This is a genomic window from Streptomyces anulatus, assembly GCF_014650675.1.
In the GTDB taxonomy this organism is placed as follows: domain Bacteria; phylum Actinomycetota; class Actinomycetes; order Streptomycetales; family Streptomycetaceae; genus Streptomyces; species Streptomyces anulatus.
In genome coordinates, this window is sequence record NZ_BMVK01000016.1 from 86,233 (window position 1) to 105,910 (window position 19,678).

General features: G+C 70.0%; 16 protein-coding genes. 6 read left to right on the forward strand and 10 right to left on the reverse strand.

Features of this window, described 5'->3' with window-relative positions:
- Window positions 1-82: 82 nt before the first annotated feature.
- The 6 genes from IE272_RS30345 to IE272_RS30370 all read right to left on the reverse strand — a co-directional run bounded on the left by IE272_RS30345 (window position 83) and on the right by IE272_RS30370 (window position 8,047).
- Window positions 83-2,065, reverse strand: coding sequence for a hypothetical protein (locus IE272_RS30345; protein ID WP_190009010.1), 1,983 nt, complete (start codon window positions 2,063-2,065; stop codon window positions 83-85).
- Window positions 2,062-3,225 (reverse strand): 5'-methylthioadenosine/S-adenosylhomocysteine nucleosidase family protein, encoded by a 1,164-nt coding sequence (locus IE272_RS30350; protein WP_190009012.1) that lies wholly within the window; start codon window positions 3,223-3,225, stop codon window positions 2,062-2,064. Before IE272_RS30350 ends, IE272_RS30345 begins: the two co-directional genes overlap by 4 nt.
- 9 nt (window positions 3,226-3,234) lie before the next feature.
- Entirely contained in the window at window positions 3,235-3,969 is a 735-nt protein-coding gene (locus IE272_RS30355) for an NUDIX hydrolase (RefSeq protein ID WP_190009014.1), read from the reverse strand.
- Between the two features lie 258 nt (window positions 3,970-4,227).
- Entirely contained in the window at window positions 4,228-6,048 is a 1,821-nt protein-coding gene (locus IE272_RS30360) for a sacsin N-terminal ATP-binding-like domain-containing protein (RefSeq protein ID WP_190009016.1), read from the reverse strand.
- On the reverse strand, window positions 6,045-6,944 hold the full coding sequence (locus IE272_RS30365; protein WP_190009018.1) for a hypothetical protein: 900 nt from the start codon (window positions 6,942-6,944) through the stop codon (window positions 6,045-6,047). Before IE272_RS30365 ends, IE272_RS30360 begins: the two co-directional genes overlap by 4 nt.
- Before the next feature lie 227 nt (window positions 6,945-7,171).
- Window positions 7,172-8,047, reverse strand: coding sequence for an aminoglycoside phosphotransferase family protein (locus IE272_RS30370; protein ID WP_190009020.1), 876 nt, complete (start codon window positions 8,045-8,047; stop codon window positions 7,172-7,174).
- Here IE272_RS30370 and IE272_RS30375 point away from each other — a divergent pair.
- On the forward strand, window positions 8,046-8,249 hold the full coding sequence (locus tag IE272_RS30375) for a hypothetical protein (RefSeq protein ID WP_190009022.1): 204 nt from the start codon (window positions 8,046-8,048) through the stop codon (window positions 8,247-8,249). The two genes, IE272_RS30370 and IE272_RS30375, sit on opposite strands and share 2 nt — an antisense overlap.
- The gene (locus IE272_RS30380) at window positions 8,246-9,133 is read left to right on the forward strand and encodes an ATP-grasp domain-containing protein (RefSeq protein WP_190009024.1); all 888 of its coding nucleotides are present in this window, start codon (window positions 8,246-8,248) and stop codon (window positions 9,131-9,133) included. Before IE272_RS30375 ends, IE272_RS30380 begins: the two co-directional genes overlap by 4 nt.
- A gap of 25 nt (window positions 9,134-9,158) precedes the next feature.
- On the opposite strand, the gene IE272_RS30385 is transcribed toward IE272_RS30380, so the two are convergent.
- The 3 genes from IE272_RS30385 to IE272_RS30395 form a co-directional block, all read right to left on the reverse strand.
- The gene (locus tag IE272_RS30385; protein ID WP_190009074.1) at window positions 9,159-10,088 is read right to left on the reverse strand and encodes an adhesin; all 930 of its coding nucleotides are present in this window, start codon (window positions 10,086-10,088) and stop codon (window positions 9,159-9,161) included.
- A gap of 138 nt (window positions 10,089-10,226) precedes the next feature.
- Window positions 10,227-12,191: a DUF8823 domain-containing protein gene (locus IE272_RS30390; protein WP_190009026.1), complete on the reverse strand. Its 1,965-nt coding sequence runs from the start codon at window positions 12,189-12,191 to the stop codon at window positions 10,227-10,229.
- A gap of 160 nt (window positions 12,192-12,351) precedes the next feature.
- Entirely contained in the window at window positions 12,352-14,991 is a 2,640-nt protein-coding gene (locus tag IE272_RS30395; protein WP_190009028.1) for a serine hydrolase, read from the reverse strand.
- Window positions 14,992-15,183: 192 nt separating this feature from the next.
- Here IE272_RS30395 and IE272_RS30400 point away from each other — a divergent pair, with 192 nt between their 5' ends.
- The 3 genes from IE272_RS30400 to IE272_RS30410 all read left to right on the forward strand — a co-directional run bounded on the left by IE272_RS30400 (window position 15,184) and on the right by IE272_RS30410 (window position 17,513).
- Window positions 15,184-15,903: a GOLPH3/VPS74 family protein gene (locus IE272_RS30400; RefSeq protein ID WP_032794854.1), complete on the forward strand. Its 720-nt coding sequence runs from the start codon at window positions 15,184-15,186 to the stop codon at window positions 15,901-15,903.
- A 255-nt stretch (window positions 15,904-16,158) separates the two neighbouring features.
- Window positions 16,159-17,016 carry a helix-turn-helix domain-containing protein gene (locus IE272_RS30405; RefSeq protein ID WP_050358799.1) on the forward strand — a complete coding sequence of 286 codons (858 nt, stop codon included), beginning with the start codon at window positions 16,159-16,161 and terminating at the stop codon, window positions 17,014-17,016.
- A 290-nt stretch (window positions 17,017-17,306) separates the two neighbouring features.
- Complete coding sequence (locus tag IE272_RS30410; protein ID WP_032794851.1) at window positions 17,307-17,513, forward strand: DUF397 domain-containing protein; 207 nt, start codon at window positions 17,307-17,309, stop codon at window positions 17,511-17,513.
- 144 nt (window positions 17,514-17,657) lie between these two features.
- Here the strand turns inward: IE272_RS30410 and IE272_RS30415 are convergent, their stop codons facing one another.
- Window positions 17,658-18,578 carry a hypothetical protein gene (locus IE272_RS30415; RefSeq protein ID WP_229897823.1) on the reverse strand — a complete coding sequence of 307 codons (921 nt, stop codon included), beginning with the start codon at window positions 18,576-18,578 and terminating at the stop codon, window positions 17,658-17,660.
- A gap of 89 nt (window positions 18,579-18,667) precedes the next feature.
- On the opposite strand from IE272_RS30415, the gene IE272_RS30420 reads away from it, so the two are divergent.
- Complete coding sequence (locus IE272_RS30420; protein ID WP_050359014.1) at window positions 18,668-19,450, forward strand: SDR family oxidoreductase; 783 nt, start codon at window positions 18,668-18,670, stop codon at window positions 19,448-19,450.
- Window positions 19,451-19,678: the final 228 nt, after the last annotated feature.

Consider the following 19,678-nt stretch of genomic DNA (forward strand, 5'->3'; position numbering starts at 1 on the left):
TTCCTCAGCTCGGGTACCCGGGTTGGCTGATGAGCGGGCGGACAGAGGCTCCGCCCCCTGCCCGCCCGAAGGCACGGAGGACTCAGTCGGCAGCGTGGAAGGACGGCAGATTGTTGGGGTTGTTTCGTTCGATCCACCCCTTCCCGTCGGCCGCGATTCCTTCCAGGAGGCGGAAGGTGTGGATGAAGCCTGCCGCGTTGAGGTTGATCTCGGCGATCTCCTGGACATTCTCGTCCGGTGCCAGTTGGTGGGTTTCGGCGTCCTTGACCCGGATGCTCCTGGCCGGCCCGTTGGTAAGGACAAGCTCCAAGTCGTACCCGACATAGGCACGTTCCGTGACCTGCACGGAGGACAACGCGTCGAACCGGTAGTTGCTTCGCTGTTCTCCGCCACGTTTCGCGTCGGCGAAATCGAACTCCGTGCTGACTTCACGAACGCCGTCCTGGGTGACCAGGAAGAGGCGGAAGCTGTAGCGCGAGTATCGCCAGGGGCCGCCCTTCACCCGCCCTCGCTTGTAGGGACGTGCGGGCGTTACCAGAATGGTGTGAGTGATCAGGTCACGCCAGGTGAGCTGGTAGTGCCGGAGCACCTCGTCGACGAACAGCGACTTGTCGCAGGTCAGCCAGGTTTCCATCTCAGGCTCACTGGGCCGCGCGGTGTCCAGGAACGACTTCCATTTCTGGTAGGCGGCTTGCCGCGCGGCCAGCCGCTCTTGATACTCCTGGGTTTCCTCCGCCAGCCGACGCTCTTCACTCCGGGCTTCCAGCCACAAGCACGCAGCCGCACGTCCGGGCCAGAACGCAACGGCTACGGCCACGACGGCCATCGTCAGGTGCGCCCTGTCTGCGCCTGCCGCCACTGTTCCCAGCAGGGCCAGAGTCATGATGCCGAGAACGATGAGGGCTGCCACGCACAGTGCCTTCACGAATGCCGAGGCCGGTTTCCGGTGACGGAGATCGAACAAGGAGCCCCTGTTGTGGCGGTCGCGGGCGTCCTCGGCAAGGTGGCGGATCAGCCAGTTGACCCGGTCCACGCTGATTCGGCTCTCACGGTAGAGAACCGCGATCTCCGCGACGAGGGCATTGCGGATGTGGACGGTATGACCGAGCCATTCCTGCGGGGCGAATCCGGGCGGCACACGGCTACTGAAGTAGTAGTCGAAGGAATGTCGGACGCGGTTGGTGAATCCGTCCCCCGTGGAGTCGGGTTCACGCGCATGCGGGATGAAGGACTCACCGCCCTTGGCCTTGAGCTGATGTTCCTCGTACCACCAGCTGCGCCCGAAGTGGGCCGCGGTCAGGCCGGCCCCGAGCGCGATCAGCAACTCGACGACCGCCGCGACCGGATCTGCGAGCAGCGCCAGGATCCCGAGCGATGCCGCACCGACTACGAACATGCCGGTTCGGACAGGGAGGGCTGCCTGAGCGGCCGCAGCAGTGCTCAGGCGAGGCGGCATGGCACGCGGGCCGATGGGGTCGGGTTCGAAATAGGTCCAGACCCGTTGTACGCGGCCGTTGCTGAGGCGAGCCGCCTCGGCCCGCTCCCGGTTCTCGGCCCACAGGCTGTCCTTGAGCCCTCCGGTGAGTACGAGATCGAAGTGGTGGAAGATTCCGTCGCGCTGGCGAGGTGACAGGGCTCGCAGCCGCTCCAGTACACGTCCCGTTTCACCGTCCGCGGTGGAGAACATCGCCAGCAGTTCGAAAGCGACGCGCAGCGCTTCTCTCCACTCTCCGTCGGCATAGTTCCGTACGAGCCCCGAGGCATGGTGCAGCCGTTGAAGTTCTTCGGTGCTGAGGTCGTGGTAGGCACGCGCGCTGAGCATGGCGAGCACCCAATGGAAACGAACCTCCGCAGTGTCATGCCCGTGGGCGATCGCGTCGCTGATCATGTCCCGGGCTCGGCTGGGAACTCCGTCCTCCAGGAAACGCACACCGACCTCGTACTTTTCCTGAGGCGATGCGTCCGGTTGGACGAAATAGACGTTGGAGTTGTGCACGGTCTCGGCCTGGATTCCGACGGTGGAGCCGTAGGCGGCCGAATTGTGCGTCGCACTGCCGTCATTCACGACAAGTCACCCGCAGCAACGACCAGTGGCGCCAGCCGGGCCACCAGCTCGGGAAAATCCGCGATCAGGCCGCGTAACCGCTTGAGTGCCATCGTCGCCGCCCTGGACGAGCCGGGGGTATTCTCCTGTGCCGCCAGACGGGCCGCATCCAGTTCGGTACGCGCCTCACAGTTGGTGTCGTCGTCAATGGCACCCTCGGCGTGGAGGCGATTCAAATGCTCACGGACCCCCTCCAGTTCCGTGACCAAGTCCACCGGACCGGTCGTCCGTGGGGCCCCGTGCACGTAAACACTGCTCTCCTTGACCGACCCGGCCATGATGCCGACGGTGCTGCCATTGGCGGTGTTACTGACACCCGCTGTGCGCCTGTCGGACGTTTGAGCCCGGTCTGCCTGCGACATTGCCATCTGCTCCTGTTCGCTCACCAGTTCCACTGCCAACCGCGTGGCGAACGCCGCCGCGTTGGCTGCGGCGCGTGGTTGCCAATCGCGGTCCTTCGCGCTGCTCTTCGTACCGTCCGCCCGGTCGCTGATTCCCCTGATGATGGCCACCGGCGCCCCGTTGAGATGGCCGGCCTGCGCCACACCTGCAGCCTCCATCTCGATCGCGAGAGCATCGTTGTAATGCTGCCGGATCCACCGTGCCTCGGCCGAGATCTTGGAGTTCTGTACGATTTCCCCTGCGGCGATAGCGCCGAAGCGCACCTGTGGAGTGCGCCCACGGGCAGGTGTTTCGTCGGCCCAGTCGTTCACGCGAGCCAGGTGCGAGCCGAGCTGGCTGATGCCGTGCGCCGCCTCCCACACCCGCGGACGGGCCTTGAGTCCGTCGTCCTCGCTGGTCCCGCCGTGATAGGCGTACACGTGTGTCGCCATCACCACGTCACCCAGCCTGGCGGTGTCCCACAAGGCTCCGGCGACGCCGACGAACAGGACGGCCGCCGGCGAGAACTCCTGGATCGCGCGCTCAGCGATCACTGCGGCGGAATGGTTCCCCTTGCTCGTCAGCCCGAGCGCGACACGACATGAGGTGCCCTGCACGGTTCCCACCTCGAACCGCGTCCCACGCTCATGAAGATGACTCCGTGGACCGGCCAGTTTCCCGCGCACGGCCTGGTATTCGAGATTGAGGGCGGTGAGAATCACCACCAGGTCTTTCGACATCTAGTCCCCTTACTCTCTCGATTCCTCTTCCGCCGTAGACAGCGCAGGGCGGATCAGCGGTGGGGACAACGCCATCTTCGGCCCGGCCCGGTAGAGTCTCGCGGGCCGCCCTCCCGTGTTCCTGCGCCCCGATCCGGCGGGAACGATGAATCCCTTTACAGCCTGGACTTTCCTGTAGAAATTGCGGGTGTCGAGCTCGGCACCCCAGACCGCCTCGTACACCTGCTGCAACTCGGCTATGGTGAAGATTTCTCCGCAGAACGCCGTTGCCAGCGACGAGAATTCAAGCTTGCTACGCGCGCTTTCAATTCCGTCCGTCACGATCTGCCGATGATCGAAGGCCAGTTCCACCTCACCGGACAGCACGACTTCCGCGGGAACCCACGCGGCGTCCCTGGCATCCGTTCCGGCGACCGGTTCGGGAAGCCTCGGCGCGATCGCCAAATGGGCCACGGAAACAATTCGCCCCCTCGGATCCCGGCCCGCGCCCCCATATGTGGCCAACTGTTCAAGGTGGACCGACCCGGCATCCAGGGCGGTTTCCTCACTCAACTCACGGTGGGCGGCGTCCAGGATCTCCTCACCGGCGTGATTGAGGAAGCCTCCGGGCAGAGCCGGCATGCCTTGAAAAGGATCTTCACCCCGCTCTACGAGCAGAACACACAGTCGCCCCTCACGCAGCGTCAGGATCACGAGATCGACCGTCAGCAGTACGGGCGTGGGTGACCACACGTCAGCTTGCATGCCCAATACGGTACTTCACTTTCTGTCGGCTTGACAAGAAGGGGCTCGTGGAGACCCCTGGTGCTGCACGAAGAGGTGCTCCGCGCGGTCGGATCGGCTCCGCAGGGAGATCTGCGTCCGCCTGACCCGGTGCAGGATCGGCGACGCTCGCCGCACCCCGCAGCACCCACGACGGCCGTAGCGGCCTCGCCTGACCTCACCTTGTTGATCCGTGCAGGCAACCCCTGGTCCGGCGGTGCGGTCTCCGGCCCAGAGCGATCAGGCGCCGACCGTCTCCGCGAACCGTGACCAGTCGGTGAACTCCCAGTCCCAGCGACGGCAGACACGCTCCTTGGGGAGGTCGTCCCGCGAGGGATCGAGCAGCATCAGCCGGGCGTGGCGGCCGTCGCCGACCACGATGGCGAGCAGGTAGCCGCCCGGTTCCGTCAGCATGAGGGACATCTCGTTGTTGGTCATGGCGAACCTGCCATCGGGCCGGTCCACCTTCTTGACCTCCATCCGTACGGGCCTTCCCTGCGGATCCGTTCCTTCGAGGTCGTAGCCGACGTTCTGCGCGCTGACATCACGCAGCGTCCAGCCGAGCCGGTTGAGGTATTCCTTGGCCGCGAGTTCCGCCGCCCTCCACCTCTTCAGGACGGACGCCAGGGAGTCGTCGGAGGGAGGGGCCGACTTCGTCATACGGATCCCTTCGGCCGGGCCCGGGACGGCGGACGCCTGCTCCTTCGGGGCGCTCTCGTGCACGAGCCTGCTCTCCGCCTCCGTGAGCTTCCGGCCGTGGGTGCGGGCGAGTTCCTTGAGATGCTCATCGAGGCGCGAGCGGAGCGCGTCGGACAGCTCGGCGGGATTCGTCCCGGCCAGTGCGGCGGCGAGGTCGATGCTGACAAGGCCCAGTACCGCCTTCAGTGCCCGGGCGGCGGCTTGGTTGCGCGGCTCGTACAGCGCCGAAGGGGCGCCGCCCGGAAAGACGAGAGCCACGTCCTGCGGCTCCAGCGGGAGGGGCGAGTGGGCGAACGACGGCCGCAGTGTGACCATCTCCTCCCTCAGCGACGTCACGAGCAGCTTGCCTGCGGATGCGGTGGCCGAGACCATCACGCTGCGCAGGTCCTCGCCCTCCAGGACCAGCTGCCACAGTCGCTCGAACGCCGGGGCGCCGGGCGAGCGCAGCCGCTCCGCGATCGCCCGGGCCGCGTCGGCGAGGACCCGGCGAGTCGACTCGTCCGCGGTCACCGCGTGGGTGCGGGACGGGTCGGTGAGGATGTCGCCCGAGACGATGACGGGCAGTCCCACGTCGTCCTGGAGGGGCAGGAAGCACGCCAGGCGGCCGCGCACGCCGGTCATGGCGAGGGCGCGTGCGTCGAGCGGCACCGCAACCGTCGCCGCACCGTGCCGCAGCAGACCGAACGCCGCTTCGTCCGCGCCGAGGCGCAGCACGACCCGCGAGCTGCTTCGTTCGATGAAGACGTCCTGCCGTGCGGTCGCGCTCGTCGTCCGGATCCGCGTCACGTTCCGCAGGAACAACGCGCTGAGAGGGTCGATCCCACCCGGTGCGTCCGTGGCGTCCGGCCTGCACGTGACGGTGAAGGCCACACCCGCGGCCGGCGTGTCCGCATGCACCTCGGCGGGTATCCGGATCAGCGGCACCGCGTTCTCGCCGGGCTCGCCGAGCAGCGCCGCGGCGGCCGCCCTGTCGAACGCGAAACGCACGCCCGCCGACCGGACTTCGATCCGGGAGGCGACGGCCGCGAGCGATTTGAAGCCGATCCCCCGGTATCCGATCGAGTCACCGCCGCGCGACTTGGTGGAGTTGGCGCTGCGGCACAGCGCTTCCACGTCCGCCGCCTCCAAGGCCCGGCCGTCATTGCTCCAGCGGAACCGTCCGTCCCCCAGGTCCTCGACGACCACCGAGGCGGAGCCGGCGTCGTCGGAGTTCTGGAGGAGTTCGTACGGCACCCGGTCGCGGTAGGTGTCTGCGAGCAGCCCTTCCATCCGCGCGATCTCACGGAAGAGGCCCGGCGCCTGCGCGTGCTCGCGTACGAGGGTGTCCCGCAGGACGGCGACGGCCGCCATCAGACCGGTCACAGGTCCTCCGCGTCCAGCACCCGCACCACGACGCGGGTCGGCACCCCGGACAGGTCGTCCAGGTCGAACGAGCACTGGGCGATCCAGCGCGGCTGCCGCGACGGCAACGCGGCGCCCTCCTTGACGGGCACCCTCCCGTACAGCGACACCTCGCACTTGTCGAGCAGGAAGTCGGTATCGTCCAGCACCTCGACGGCGATTCCGGGCATGGAGACCTCGAAGGGACACTCGTCCTCGACGTCGTAGTCGTCGCCGGGTTCGTCGCCCCGCCACGATTCCATGGCGATGAAGTCGGCCAGCAGTTCCCTGGCCGAGCCGAATTCGGCGAACCCACCGAGGCGTACCTGCAAAGTGGCGTCGCGCTTCTTGCCGACGACGGTGGCGTCGCACGTGGTGGGCTTCAGCCGCACCGCCTCGTGAACCGTCTCGTCGACCAGCTCGACGGGGAGCGGCTTCGTCTTCGACGAGGGCCAGACCAGGCCCAGGCCGGTTTCCTCCAGGTCGAAGGAGGTCATGTGGAGTGCGATCTGCTCGGGCTTGACGGGCTTGGAGCACTCCCAGGTCCGGCTGGACTCGGAGAACCGCACCGGCCTCTTGCCGGCCTTCTTGACCGTCTCCAGCAGGGCGTGCGTGTAGCTGACCAGCTCGGGCCGGTCCACCGGGCTCAGCCCCAGCAGAAGGGTGGGCGGGTAGTCGTCGTCCTCGCCCCGGGTGAAGCGGTCGGACCAGTCCTCCTTCAGGAAGCGCGCCGTGCCCGAGACGACGATCTCCTGGAAGTGCGTGTCGTCGAAGCTGTCCGTGACGAGCCGCGCCCGCACGTTCTCGACCTGCCACCCGACGAGCGACAGAGCCAACTCGTCGGTCTTCACTTCGAGTTCCTCGATCTTCTTACCCATCGGCGACTCGCCCCTCCCACGTGCACATTCACATATCATCCAAGATGTATGGGTGATGTGCAGACGATAGCCCGCCTCCTTCACGGAGCAGGCCGCCGCCCGGAAAGTACGGGCCCCTCGGGGAGAGGGATGTGGCGATGGTGGTCCGTCAACCGTTCGGGCTGCTGTGGACCTTGAAGTCCATCCTGACTTGATGTGGCCGGAGGCTGCCCCTCGCCGCCTTCGCCCTACCCCCGGGCCCCCCGCCCCTCGGCGAGGATCTCGTCGATCACCTGCGCCGCGATGCCCGCCATCACCGGGTTCGTGTCCCGGTAGTGCGCGAGCTCCATCAGCGCGATGGAGAGCGCCCAGCCCCGCCCCCGCGTCCAGGTGGCGTCGTCGGCCGCGACCGCCGTACGGAACGTCTCCCTGGCCCCCGCCGTCAGCAGGTACCAGGCCGCGATCAGGTCGACGGCCGGATCGGCGAGACCGGTGCAGCCGAAGTCGATGACCGCGGTGAGGCGGCCGTCCGCGACCAGGACGTTGCCCGGCTGGAGGTCCCCGTGCACCCAGACGGGCCGGTCCGTGAAGGGCTCCGCGGTCAGTGCCTCGTTCCAGGCGGCGGTGGCGCTCGCCCGGTCCAGGACCCCGTCCAGGGCCGCCAGCGCCTCACGGGCCGCCGGGTCGCGGGAGGCCAGGGGTTCGCTGCGGTAGGCGGGCGGGGCGTCCGCCGGGTCGATCCGGCGCAGCGCCAGCACGAACTCCGCCAGATCGGCCGCGAGCAGTTCGGAGGCCGAAGAGCCGTCGCCGGGCCTCGGGTTCGCGCCGTCCAGCCAGGTGCAGACCGACCAGGGCCGGGGGAAGGCCTTGTCCGGAACTCCCTGGACCAGCGGGAGGGGTACGGGGAAGGGCAGCCGCGAAGCCAGCAGGGGCAGCCAGCGGTGCTCGGTCGCCACATCCGCCGCACTGCCCTCGGTACGGGGCAGCCGTACGGCCTTGTCGGCGCCCAGGCGGTAGATCGCGTTCGCGGTCCCGCTCGCGCCGACCGCCTCCACGGGCAGGTCCGCCCAGTGCGGGAACTGGGCGGCGATCAGGCCGTGTACGAGCGACGGTTCGATGATCATGCGGCGATCGAACCAGGTGGCCCCGGACGCGCACAACATGCTCCCCGACAACCAGGTGGCCCCGGACGCGCACAACGCGCTCCCGGCCCGCCGCACCGCCGGTCTTCGCACGCGTTCTTCCCGTCGGGCCCGCCCCGGCCCCACCGACCCGGAAAAATCGGTGCGGCGCGGTGCCCTCGTGCGGGAGGATCTGCGGCCATGACCTGCCCGCCGCGCATCCTCGTCCTTCCGCCCCGGCTCACCGCCTCCGCCCGGACGTTGCGTGCCACCGCGCTGCGGCGCGGCCTGCGGATCGTCGAGGCGACGGCCTCCGCCGTACCGGAAGGGCTGGGAAGCCCGGGATGGGCGGGGTGGCCGGAGGGGGCGAAGTGGCCGGAGGAGGCGGGGCAGGCCGGAAGCCCAGGGGACGCCCGGGGCGCCGGGAGCGCGGAGAGCACCGGATGTACCGGGAGCGATGGTCACGCCGTGCATCTGCACGCCGGGCCCTCCTTCGCCGACGTCGTGGCCCCCGCGCTCGGGATCGCCCTCCTGGAGGCCCCCGCCGACTGGCTCGCGCGGCTCCCCCGCGCCCTCACGCAGCGGGACATCCGGGCGATGACCATCGGCGAGGCGTACCGGCTGCGACGCCCCGCCTTCGTCAAGTCGCCCAACGACAAGAGCATTCCGGCGCTCGTGTACGCGGACGGGTCCCGGCTGCCCGGACCGGATGCCGTGGACCCGGCGACCGTGGTGCTGGTGAGCGACGTGATGACGTTCGCCGTCGAGTACCGGCTCCATCTGCTCGACGGAGCCGTGCACGCGGCCGGACAGTACGCCGAGGCCGGCCGGCTCCGGCTCGGGCCGCCGGACGGCGACGCGCTCGCCTTCGGGCGGGACGTCCTCGCCGCTGCCGGGAAGACCCTGCCGTCCGCGATCGTCGTCGACGTCGGCCGGGACGACGAGGGCCGATGGGCCGTGATCGAGGCCAACGCCGCGTGGGCGAGCGGGTGTTACTCGGCCGATCCGGACCGGGCCCTCGAAACGGTCCTCCGCGCCGCCGGACCCGCCACGGCCCTGTCGCCGCACGACCGCGCCTTCGTGCGGTAGCCGGAGGAACGGTCGGCTGTGCGACTCAGTGACAGGACGCTTTCATCTGGGCCGCCGCGTGGTGTGCGCCGACCCTCTTCGCATCGCCCCAGTCGCGACCCCGGTCGATGAGCTGGACGGCGAAGACGTCCCCCTTGACCGGGTAGCTGCGCACCGGGACCGCGCTCCCCCGGTGTTCCGTCTGGACCACGGCGAAACCCGTGTACGCGGAGTCCGCGTCGTCCGGGTCGGAGAGCACCCGGTAGACGGTCGGGTCACCGGCGGCGTCGCGCGGGCTTCCGCTCCCGGGGACGAAGACGGTCAGCGCGCACTCGCTGAACCCCCGGCCCAGCCGCCAGGACCAGGTGGCCGTGGAGCCCCGGTCCTCGGTCGGGCTGCCCGACATCGGGACCGCGCTGAACCGGCCGTCGCACCCGCCGCCGTCGAAGCCGCCGGAGTCGACCGTGTACCAGCCCGCGTCCCCGCTCTCGAAACGGCCGCGCTCCCGGTACGTGCCCGCCGCGCAGCCGGGACCCGCCCACTGGGTGAAGCGGCGGCCGTCCCCCGCGGACGCGGACGGGCCGGGCGGAGTACCGCGGGGCGCGCCGGGCGCCTCCGGGTCGGCACCCGTGCCCGTATCGGCACCCGTGCCCGTGCCCGTATCCGTACCCGGGTCCGCGTCCGGAGCCGGGCCGATCCTGGTGGGGGCCGCGCCGCCGACCCGGTCGGGCAGTGCGCCCGCCCGGCCCGCCGCGTCCGTACGGGTGGTGCCGCCACCCACGCTCCCGCCGTCCTGGACCAACAGCGAGGCGACGGTGACCAGGCCGCCTGCCACCAGCACGACGCCCGCCGCGAGCAGGACCCTGCGCCGGCGGGGCAGTGTCGAGAGACGGCCCGTCAGCGTCTCGCGCGCGACCCAGGAACCGTCCGTGCCGGGCGCCCGGGACGCCCCCGCACCGCAGCCGGGGCAGACCATTCCGGGCAGCGCGCCTCGGCGCCCGCCGCCGCAGTGTTGGCACGTCATGGCAGGACACCATGCCAGGGCGCCGCCCGCAGAGGGAGATCCCGCACACGATGGCCCGTACACGGGACACCGAACGAGACCGAAGGGGGCTCAGCTCAGTTCTTCGGGGCAGGGTGTGCCCGGCTGGAGCTGGTACGGGGCCGCCAGCCGGTACACGCCCGGTCGCGGCGCGAGCAGTTCGGTCCACTCGTCGCCGAACGGGCCCTCCTCGACCCTGTTCAGGCAGCCGTGGGTGTTGAGATAGGTCTTCGGCACGGTCTCGTCCGCCTTCGACCGCTCCTTCGACTCCTCAGTCTCCTGCGGGCGCTCCACGCTCTTGCCCTCCTCGTCGACGAGGGCGAGCCACCGCGTGTACGGGATCCGGATCAGCACCCGGCCCGCCGACTTCACGGTGATCGTCAGCTCGTCCGCGCCCGCCCGCTCCACCGTCGCCGGCGGGTCGGCGAGCGGCACCGGGTCCAGGACCCGGAAGAGCTTCCAGTTCGCGTCGCCCCAGATCTCGCGCAGGTAGGGCTGCCCCTGCTCGACCAGTTCCGCTTCCTGGATCGCCCCGTTGTCGGGACGGTCCTTGGGCAGCACCACGTAGTGCACGGCCCAGCGGTCCAGCCACTCCCGGTAGTTCACCGGGTCCAGCGTGTCGTCGTAGAAGAGCGGGTTGCGCTTCATGTCCGCCTGGCGGTTCCAGCCGCGCGCCAGGTTGACGTACGGGGCGAGCGCCGATGACTCGCGGTGACTGCTCGCGGGCACCACCTCGACCCGGCCGCGCTCCGCCTCCACCTGCTGGAGCTGGTTGATCAGCGGGGCCAGTTCCCGGTTCCAGGACGCTTCGGGCGCGGTCCGGACGATGTCGTCGACGCCCTTGAACCCGATCCAGAAGTTGAGGCCCACGAAGGCCAGGACCAGGGCGTACCAGCGGCGGCTGCGCGGCACCGCGTACGGCAGGGCGGCGAGCAGCGCCACCCCGGCGAACAGCATCGCCATACGCGTGATGTTCGACCCGATCTGCGAGTCGATGACGTACGTGAGCAGCGTGCCGATCCCGTAGACGGCGGCGGCGGTGCGGACCGTGCTCCAGTCGCGCGGTACGAGGACGTACACGAGGACCGCGAAGAGGAACGGCAGCGACAGCGTCCCGAGCGACATCGGCTGCGTACCCGAGAACGGGAACAGCCAGGCGGACACCCCCACCACGGCGACCGGGGCGAGCCCGATCGCGTACGCGCCGGGGCGTCGTTTGTGGAGGAACAGCGCCGCCGCGACGACGCCCAGGAAGAGTCCGGCGACGGGGCTGGACGCGGTGGCGAGCGCGGCGAGCGGGGCGGCGACGGCGGCCTTGGCCCACCGCTTGTACCGCCACCGGTAGGGCCAGCAGAACACCGCGGCCACCGCGCCGACGGCGAACATCATGCCCAGCCCGAACGTCACCCGGCCCGACAGAGCGTTGCACAGGAACGCGAAGACCCCGGCGAGCGAGCAGGCCAGCGGATTGCGGACGGCCGGGACCCGCACGAGGATCAGCGCGGTCAGCGTGGAGGAGACCGTGCCGACGATCATCATCGTCGTCCGGACGCCGAGCAGCGACATCAGGTAGGGCGAGACCACGCTGTACGAGACGGGGTGCATGCCCCCGTACCAGGCCAGGTTGTACGCCGTGCCGGGGTGCCGGCCCACGAACTCGGCCCAGGCGTCCTGCGCGGCGATGTCGCCGCCGGTGTTGGCGAAGAAGAAGAACCAGAGGACGTGGGCGACCGCGGCGGCGGCTGTCGCAATGGTGACGGGGTGTCGCAGCAGCCGACGGGCCCTGGCGGACGACGTCTCGGGAGCGGCGGGTCCCGCCGCAGGACCTGCGGAGGGACGACCCGTGGACCCGGAGGGTTTCGTGGACCCGGAGGGCCCGGCGGCCACGGCGGAAGCAGAGTCAGGGGTCCCGGGGGAATCACGGGTGTCCGGAGACTTCGGGACACGCGGGGACGGCACGCGAACGTGCAGGGCGTCGCCCTTGGCCCCTGTGGTCTCGTCCGCCTCGCGGCCGGGCTTCGGCTCCGCGGTGGTCACTACGGCTCTCCCCGTCCTCCGCCGGCCCCGTACCTCTTCAAGGACGCGTCCCAGCGTCCCTGAGTTGTCCGGGGACGCTAACACGTACCCCCTGCACGTATCTCTGTCATAAACGGGGAGGGGCCGACGTCGTCGCCCGCCCCTCCCCCGCTCCGGTGTCTCAGCCGATCCTGGCCAGCTTGTCGCCGAAGGCCGGCTCGGTCAGATCGCTCTGCAGCACCACCGGCGCCGTGACCTTCCCGGTGCCGGTGCCCACGGTCACCATGCCGACCTCGCTCCCGGCCTTCGCGGCGTGGTCGATGCCCTTGCCGTTGTCCGTGACCTTCAGCTCGACCTCCAGGCCGGACCAGCCGACCGCCTTGAGGTTCTTGGTGGCGACCACCGGGGTCTGTCCGCCGAACCCGTTGTCCACGTACCCGACGACGTCGCCCTTCTTCACCACCGTCGCCGAGGTGGCTGCCTCCTGCGCGTCCTTGATCAGCTTCAGGCTGTTCTGGAGGGACAGCTCCAGGCTGTCGTAGACCCGGCCGGTACCGGCCTGCTGGCCCATGACCGCTCCGTAGATCCACAGCACCTTGCCGTCGACCTTGGTGTTCGCGGACCAGAGCAGGTTGCCGCCCGCCGGGGTGGAGGACCCGGTCTTGATGCCGCTCACGCCGGGCTGCAGCAGGAGGTTGTTGTTGTTGTAGATCTTGCCGTCTATGCCCTCGATCTCGATCTCGGGCATGTCCACGATCCCCCTGAAGACCTCGTTGCGCATGACCGCCTGCGCCAGCTTCAGCTGGTCGGTGGCGGTGGAGACCGTGGTCTTCTCCAGCCCGCTCGGGTCCGTGTACGTCGACCCGGTCATGCCGAGCTTCTTGGCCGCGTCGTTCATCTTGTCGATGAACGCGTCCTCGGAACCCGCGTCCCAGCGGGCGAGCAGCCGCGCCGCGTTGTTCCCCGAGGGGATCATCAGCAGCTGGAGCATCTGCCGCTGGCTGAGCTGCTGCCCCTTGGTCAGCGGGGCCGTCGACTCGTCGGGCCGCTTGGACTCGTCCTCGGCCTTCTGGTCGACGGTGATCGTCTCGCCCTCCTCGTCACCCTTGAGGGGGTGCTCCTGGAGGATCACGTAGGCGGTCATGACCTTCGCGACGCTGGCGATCGGGGCGGGCTTCTGCGCGCCCTCGGAACCGAGCGACCCGACGCCGTCGACCATCACGGCCGACTGTCCCTGGCCCGGCCAGGACAGCTTCGTCTCGCCGCCCTCGAAGGTGTACGTGGGCTTCGCCGTGAGCTCCAGCGAGGGCTCCGGCAGCGGGCGCATCACCTGCACGATCGCAAAGACGATCAGCAGGAGGAGTACCAGCGGGGTCCAGATCTTGACCCGTCGGACGGCCGTCCGGACCGGGGTCTCCGGGGGCGGCGGCGTGTTCGTCAGCTCGGCGAGCAGATCGAGCGGCGGCCTCGGCGGCAGCGGCTGCTGCCGGGTCCGCTCGGCCGCCGCCCAGGACGGCGCGGCCGGCGCCGGGGAGGCCGGAGAAGCGGTCTCCGGGGTGCGCGCGGGCGTCTCGGGCGCGGCCCCGGCCCCGGGCTCCGGCTTGCGGGGCGCAGGGGTGGACCGTACGGCGTCGGAACGGAGCGGCACGAACGTGCTCGTCCGCTCGGCGTCGCTCTCGGGCTTGGTCCCGGGCTTGTCCTCGCTCTTGCTCCCGGGCTTGTCTCCGGGCTTGTTCTCGCGCGGCGGAAGCTTCAGCGCGGTCGTCGCCTGGTCGACCCGGTCGGCCGCCCCGACCGGCTTGACCGCCTTGAAGATCGCGGTGGGCTGATCGATTCCTCGCAGGTCGGAGGAGTCGTCGGTGTCCGGCCCGGGGTCGGAATCGGTGTCCGGCCCGGACTCGCGCTCGGCGTCGGCCTTCGGTTCGGGCGTGGGTTCGGGCGTGGATTCGGGCGTGGCGGTGGACGTGGCCGTGGCCGTGGGTCCGGCCTTCGGCTTGTCGTCGGGCTCGCCCTTCGACTCCGGCTCCTCGTCCGCCTCGTCCGCCTCGGGCTGGGGCTTCGACTTCGGCGCCGCGTCGGAATCCGCCGTCGCGGAGGGCTCGTCCTCGGCGTCGGTCCCGGACTCCGCGTCGGAGTCCGCGTCCTCGGTGTCCGCCTTCGGCTTGTCCTCGGCCGCGGCATCGACCCACGCGGCCACCGCGGCACGCAGCCGGCCGTCCCCGGCCCCGGGCTCGGCCTCCGGCTCCTGCGCGGCAGCCGACGCGGGGGCGTCCGCCGTCTCCGCGTCCGCTGTCTCCGTGTCGGACGTCTCCGTGTCGGACGTCTCCGCGTCCGTGTCCGGGCTCGTGCCGCTCTCGGCGGCTTCCGTGCCCTCCGGGCCCTCGGGAGGCGTGGCAGCCTCCCCAGAGGCCGTGGAGGCCGCCACAGGCGCACGCAGCGGCTCGGAGGCGGTCTCCGGAACGGACTCGACGTCCGGCCCGGTCTCCGAACCGTTCTCCGGCCCGGTCTCCGACTCGACGTCCGGTTCGGGGGACGCCCCCTCCGGCTCACGCACCGCGGAGGTGGATTCCGCCTCGGGCTCACGCCGGGCGTCCTCCGGAAGCCGGGGGCGGAACACCGCGGTCGCCGTGTCGGACGTCGCTCCCGAGCCCGCGCCCGAGTCGGCACGACCCGAATCGGCACCCGCGTCCGATTCCGATTCCGCGTCCGTGTTCCTGTCCGCGCCGGGGTCACGGAACACGGCGAAGCGCGGGTCGCGTTCCTCCGCAGCCGTCCCCGACGACTTCTGCTGCTCCGTTTTGTCGGGGGACTCGCCCGCCACCGATGCCTCCTCATGCGCTGCGGGGTCACCCCGCGCTGTCCGAACCATCTACCAGTGTCCTGTGTGAACCCCTGGCCGAGCTGCTAGACGAGAACGACATACCTACTGGTTCCCATACAAAGCAGGCAGGCGCTCTCGACAGACCAATGTGAGAGGGGTCACCCTGTCAGACATCCACGCGGGGAGGCATGGATGGGCAGGAGCCGCAGAACAATCCCGGAGGAGCTTTTGCTGCTCGCTCTGGACCCGACCACGGGTACCACAGCGCAGCCGCAGTCGCTCGACCTCGGCCTGGCCGGGGCACAGCTAGTGGAGCTGGCTCTGGCAGGACGGATAGCCCCTGACGGGGATCGTATCGCCGTGGTGATGCCACGGCCGACAGGAGATCCGACTCTGGACTCCGCACTGGAACTGCTGCGCCGTCGTGGCAGCCCGGTTCGGGCGGTCCACTGGATCGGCGGGCCCCGACTGGGGCTGCGTCAGATCTACCTCGCTCATCTGGAGCGGTGCGGCATGGTTCATGCCGTGGCGGGCCAGATGTGCGGAGTGCTGCCGACGACTCGCTACCAAGCGACGGAGACGGCGATCAGCCGGGACATCAGGACCCGGCTGGACAGTGCGATCCGCACCGGCGTACCGCCGGACCCGCGGACCGCGGCGCTCGCCGCACTGGCCCACGCGGTCGGACTCGGCAAACATCTGTACCCCGGGAACGAGGGGCGCTCATCGCGCTCCCGGCTCCGGGACCTGATCAGGCACGACCCGATGGGCGGACTCGTGGCGCACGCCGTGATGGACGTCCAGAACGGAGTGGCCGTCCAGCCACGCCGTACGCAGCAGGCAGCGGGAGTTCCGTTGCAGCCGCAAGCACAGGCCCGTCGCGGCAGCATGGCGCACACCGCCGCGAGCTGACCGCACGGACCTGAAAACAGCACACCGCCGTACCGTCGTCAGTCGTCACAGGACCCGGTCCGGGAGCCGCACCACGCACGGGGCAGCCGGTAGTCACCACTACCGGCTGCCCCGTGCGCTTGCGCGCCCTCCCGCGCACCGGTGCGTGCGCCCCCGCGTCCCGCGTGTGGCCGTTTCCCAGCGCGGCCGGGGCAAGGGGTGGCAATCTGCTGAGCAGTAGATACGCACAGCTACATAGCCGGAGGTGCCGTTTCCGTGCCGTCCAACGTCAATCCCACTGTCAGGCGACGCAGGTTGGGCCAGGAATTGCGCCGCCTGCGCGAACTCAAAGGCATGACGGCCGAGGAAGTGGCGGAGCGGCTGCTGGTCTCGCAGTCGAAGATCAGTCGCCTGGAGAACGGCCGCCGGTCCATCAGCCAGCGCGATGTGCGCGACCTCTGCGGGGTGTACGAGGTCGAGGACCACCGCATCGTCGACTCGCTGATGCAGATGGCGAAGGACTCCCGCCAGCAGGGCTGGTGGCACGCCTTCGGCGACATCCCGTACAGCGTCTACATCGGTCTGGAGACCGACGCGGAGTCGCTGCGCGTGTACGAACCCCAGATGGTCCCGGGCCTGCTCCAGACCCGGGCGTACGCCGAGGCGCTGATCAACGGCGCGCTTCCCGAGGCCCCTCCGTCGGACATCGAGAAGCGCGTCAACGTACGGTCGCGGCGGCAGGACCGGGTCAACGCGCCGGAGAACCCGCTGCGGCTGTGGGCCGTGATCGACGAGTCGGCGCTGCGCCGGGTGGTCGGCGACAAGCAGGTGATGATCGACCAGCTGGAACACCTCGTCGAGCAGTCGCACCTGCCGCACGTGACCGTGCAGGTCCTGCCGTTCGACATGGGCGCGCACCCGGGCATCAACGGCCAGTACGCGATCCTGGAGTTCCCGGACACCGCGGACTCCAGCGTCGTCTACATCGAGGGCGTCACGAGCGATCTCTACCTGGAGAAGGCGAACGACGTGCAGCGCTACAGCGTGATGTACGAGCACCTGCGGGCGCAGGCACTGAACGTGGAGCAGACCCGCGAGTTCATCAGCAAGATCGCGAAGTCGTACACGAGCTGACGGCCCCTGCGGCACCGGGCGGCACCTGGCCACGCCCTGCCCGGCCGCACCGGCCGGCACCAGCGGGATCAGGACATCCGATCCGGCGGACGCGGCGGAATCCGGGGAGAGTTGAGTGAGCGGCGGCGGGATGGTACACCGCCGCCCACTCACCACGGAAGGCTTACCGGAGAAAGACCATCCGGTCGAGTGAACGGCCATCTCATGCACGGGGCTTGGCGAGTAGCGTCGATCACGCCAATCGGAATCAGGTTGGTGCGACTCACCCAACTCTCTGAACCGGAGTGAACATGGCAATTCTTGAGGGTGCTACGGACAAGTGGACGAAGTCGTCGTACTCCGGGGGCAACGGCGCGTGCGTCGAGGTCAAGTCCCCCGTCGCTCTGTCCATCGCCGTACGTGACTCGAAGGCCCCCCAGGGCCCCTCGCTCACCTTCGTCCCCGGTGCGTGGAACGCGTTCGTGCGCGACGTCGCCACGGGCACGGTCAACTCCTGACCGACGCACCACCGCACGACAGCACCACCGCACCACCTGATGGAGCCCTCTCGACCGGTTCGCCGTCCTGGCCGAGGGGGCTCGGCACGATCCGGCACGGCTCTCCGGTGCCGTCGAACCGGCCTCCGGTGCCGTTCGCCGGCGTCACCGCAGTCGGTCGACGTACAGGTCCGTCCCCGGCACGGTCGGCACGAACGGGGCGACCAGCTCGACCCGCCCGAGACCGGTCTCCGCGACCGCCGCGTCCAGGCCGGTGAAGTGCTCGTCCCAGCAGGTCCGCGGATCCTCCTGGAGGAACCACAGCAGCGTCAGCCGGGTGTCGACCCCTTCGACCTGCTTCACGTACGTCATCCGGTCACCGGGCAGGGGCGTCGGCCGGAACACCGTGACCATGGCCGCGGGCGACCCCTTCAGCCGCTTCGGAAGATGGCGCGAGCGCAGCCACTCCAGCAGCTCCGCCCGCCGTTCGGGCCCCTCGGCGTCGACGACCTGGAGGACGAGGCCCGCGTACGGGTGGTCGAGCGCGTGGAAGTCCCGGGGGCCGGCGGCTCCGTCGCGGTAGACGGTGGCCTCGTGGTCCTGGAAGGCCGTGAACACGTGGGTCCGGTCCTGGTAGACCCGGCCGTCCCGGTTCAGCCGCTTGTTGATGGCGACGGTCCACTTCATGTGCTCGTCGTAGCGCCCCTCGGTCACCCAGTACGTCGACAGGTAGCACCCCGTGCCGACCGGCCGGGCCACCGCCGACTCCACCGGATACCGCAGCTCCTGAAGGTCCTTGGTGGCCACCCAGCGCCGCCCGGCGAACATCCACGGCATCGCCGTCGCACCCGCGTAGTAGTGGTCGTCCTCGTACCAGCGGTTGTACGCGTACTCATGACCCGGATGCGGTTCGACCATGGTGATCAGCGCGTGCCCCGGGCGCACTCCGTACGGCCCCGCCCCCGCCAGCTCCGCGTACCGCTCGCTCCCCGTCCCGCCGCTCCCAGTCCCGCCTCTCTCCGTCCCGCCGCTCTCCGTCCCCCTGCGTGCCACCCCGCTGCTCCCCGTGCCGGCGTCATCGGTCATCGCCTCTGCCTGCCTTCCTCTTCCATCAGGTCCCGCCTCCCCCTACCCTGACGGTCCGTCAGATGAACTTCCAGGGCCGGGAGGCGCCGATGTTGCTCGCGGGGAAGACCGTCATCGTGTCGGGCGTCGGCCCGGGGCTCGGGCACCGGGTCGCGGCGACCGTCGTCCGGGACGGCGGGCGCGCGGTGCTCGGGGCGCGCACGGCGGCGAACCTGGCCACATCGGCGGCCGAGATCGACCCGGAGGGCCGGCACACGGCCCACCTGTCGACCGACATCACGGACGAGGCGCAGTGCGAGGCGCTGGCGGCGCTCGCGGTGGAGCGGTTCGGGGGGATCGACGCGGTGGTCCATGTCGCGGCCTGGGACAGCTACTTCGGCGGGCTCCAGGACGCGGACTTCGCCACCTGGCAGTCGGTCATCGACGTGAACCTCCTGGGGACGCTGCGGATGACCCGGGCCTGCCTCCCGGCCCTCAAGGAGCGGGGCGGCTCGGTGGTGGTGATCGGCACGCAGTCCGCGGTGGCCGCCCCCTCCCAGGTGTGGCAGGCGGCGTACGCGGCGTCCAAGGGGGCGCTCACCTCGGCGATGTACTCGCTCGCCCGGGAGCTGGGACCGGACCGCATCCGGGTCAACACGGTGCTGCCGGGCTGGATGTGGGGGCCGCCGGTGCAGGCGTACGTCCGGTTCGCCGCGCACTCCGAGGGCGTACCGGAGTCGGAGGTGCTGGCCCGGCTCACCGAGCGGATGGCGCTGCCGGAGCTGGCCACGGACGGGGACGTGGCGGAGGCCGTCGCCTTCCTGGCCTCCGACCGGGCCCGGGCGATCACCGGCCAGTCGCTGCTGGTCAACGCGGGCGAGCTGATGCGCTGACGGGCTGAAAGACACGCGCGCCGCTCGCTACTCGCGCATGAGACGACCTCCCTCTCGACTTCTCGGCCGCACGGGACCCGCATCCCGTGCGGCCTTCACGCGTTGCCGCGTTCTCCCTGACTTCTCTGCACAGCCTGACGAAGTGCCCGCCCATCGTGTGGCCGCGGTCATGTTCGCGACAACGCCCCACAAGGTCAAGAACGAGTAAAATCGTTCGCCTTACTGACC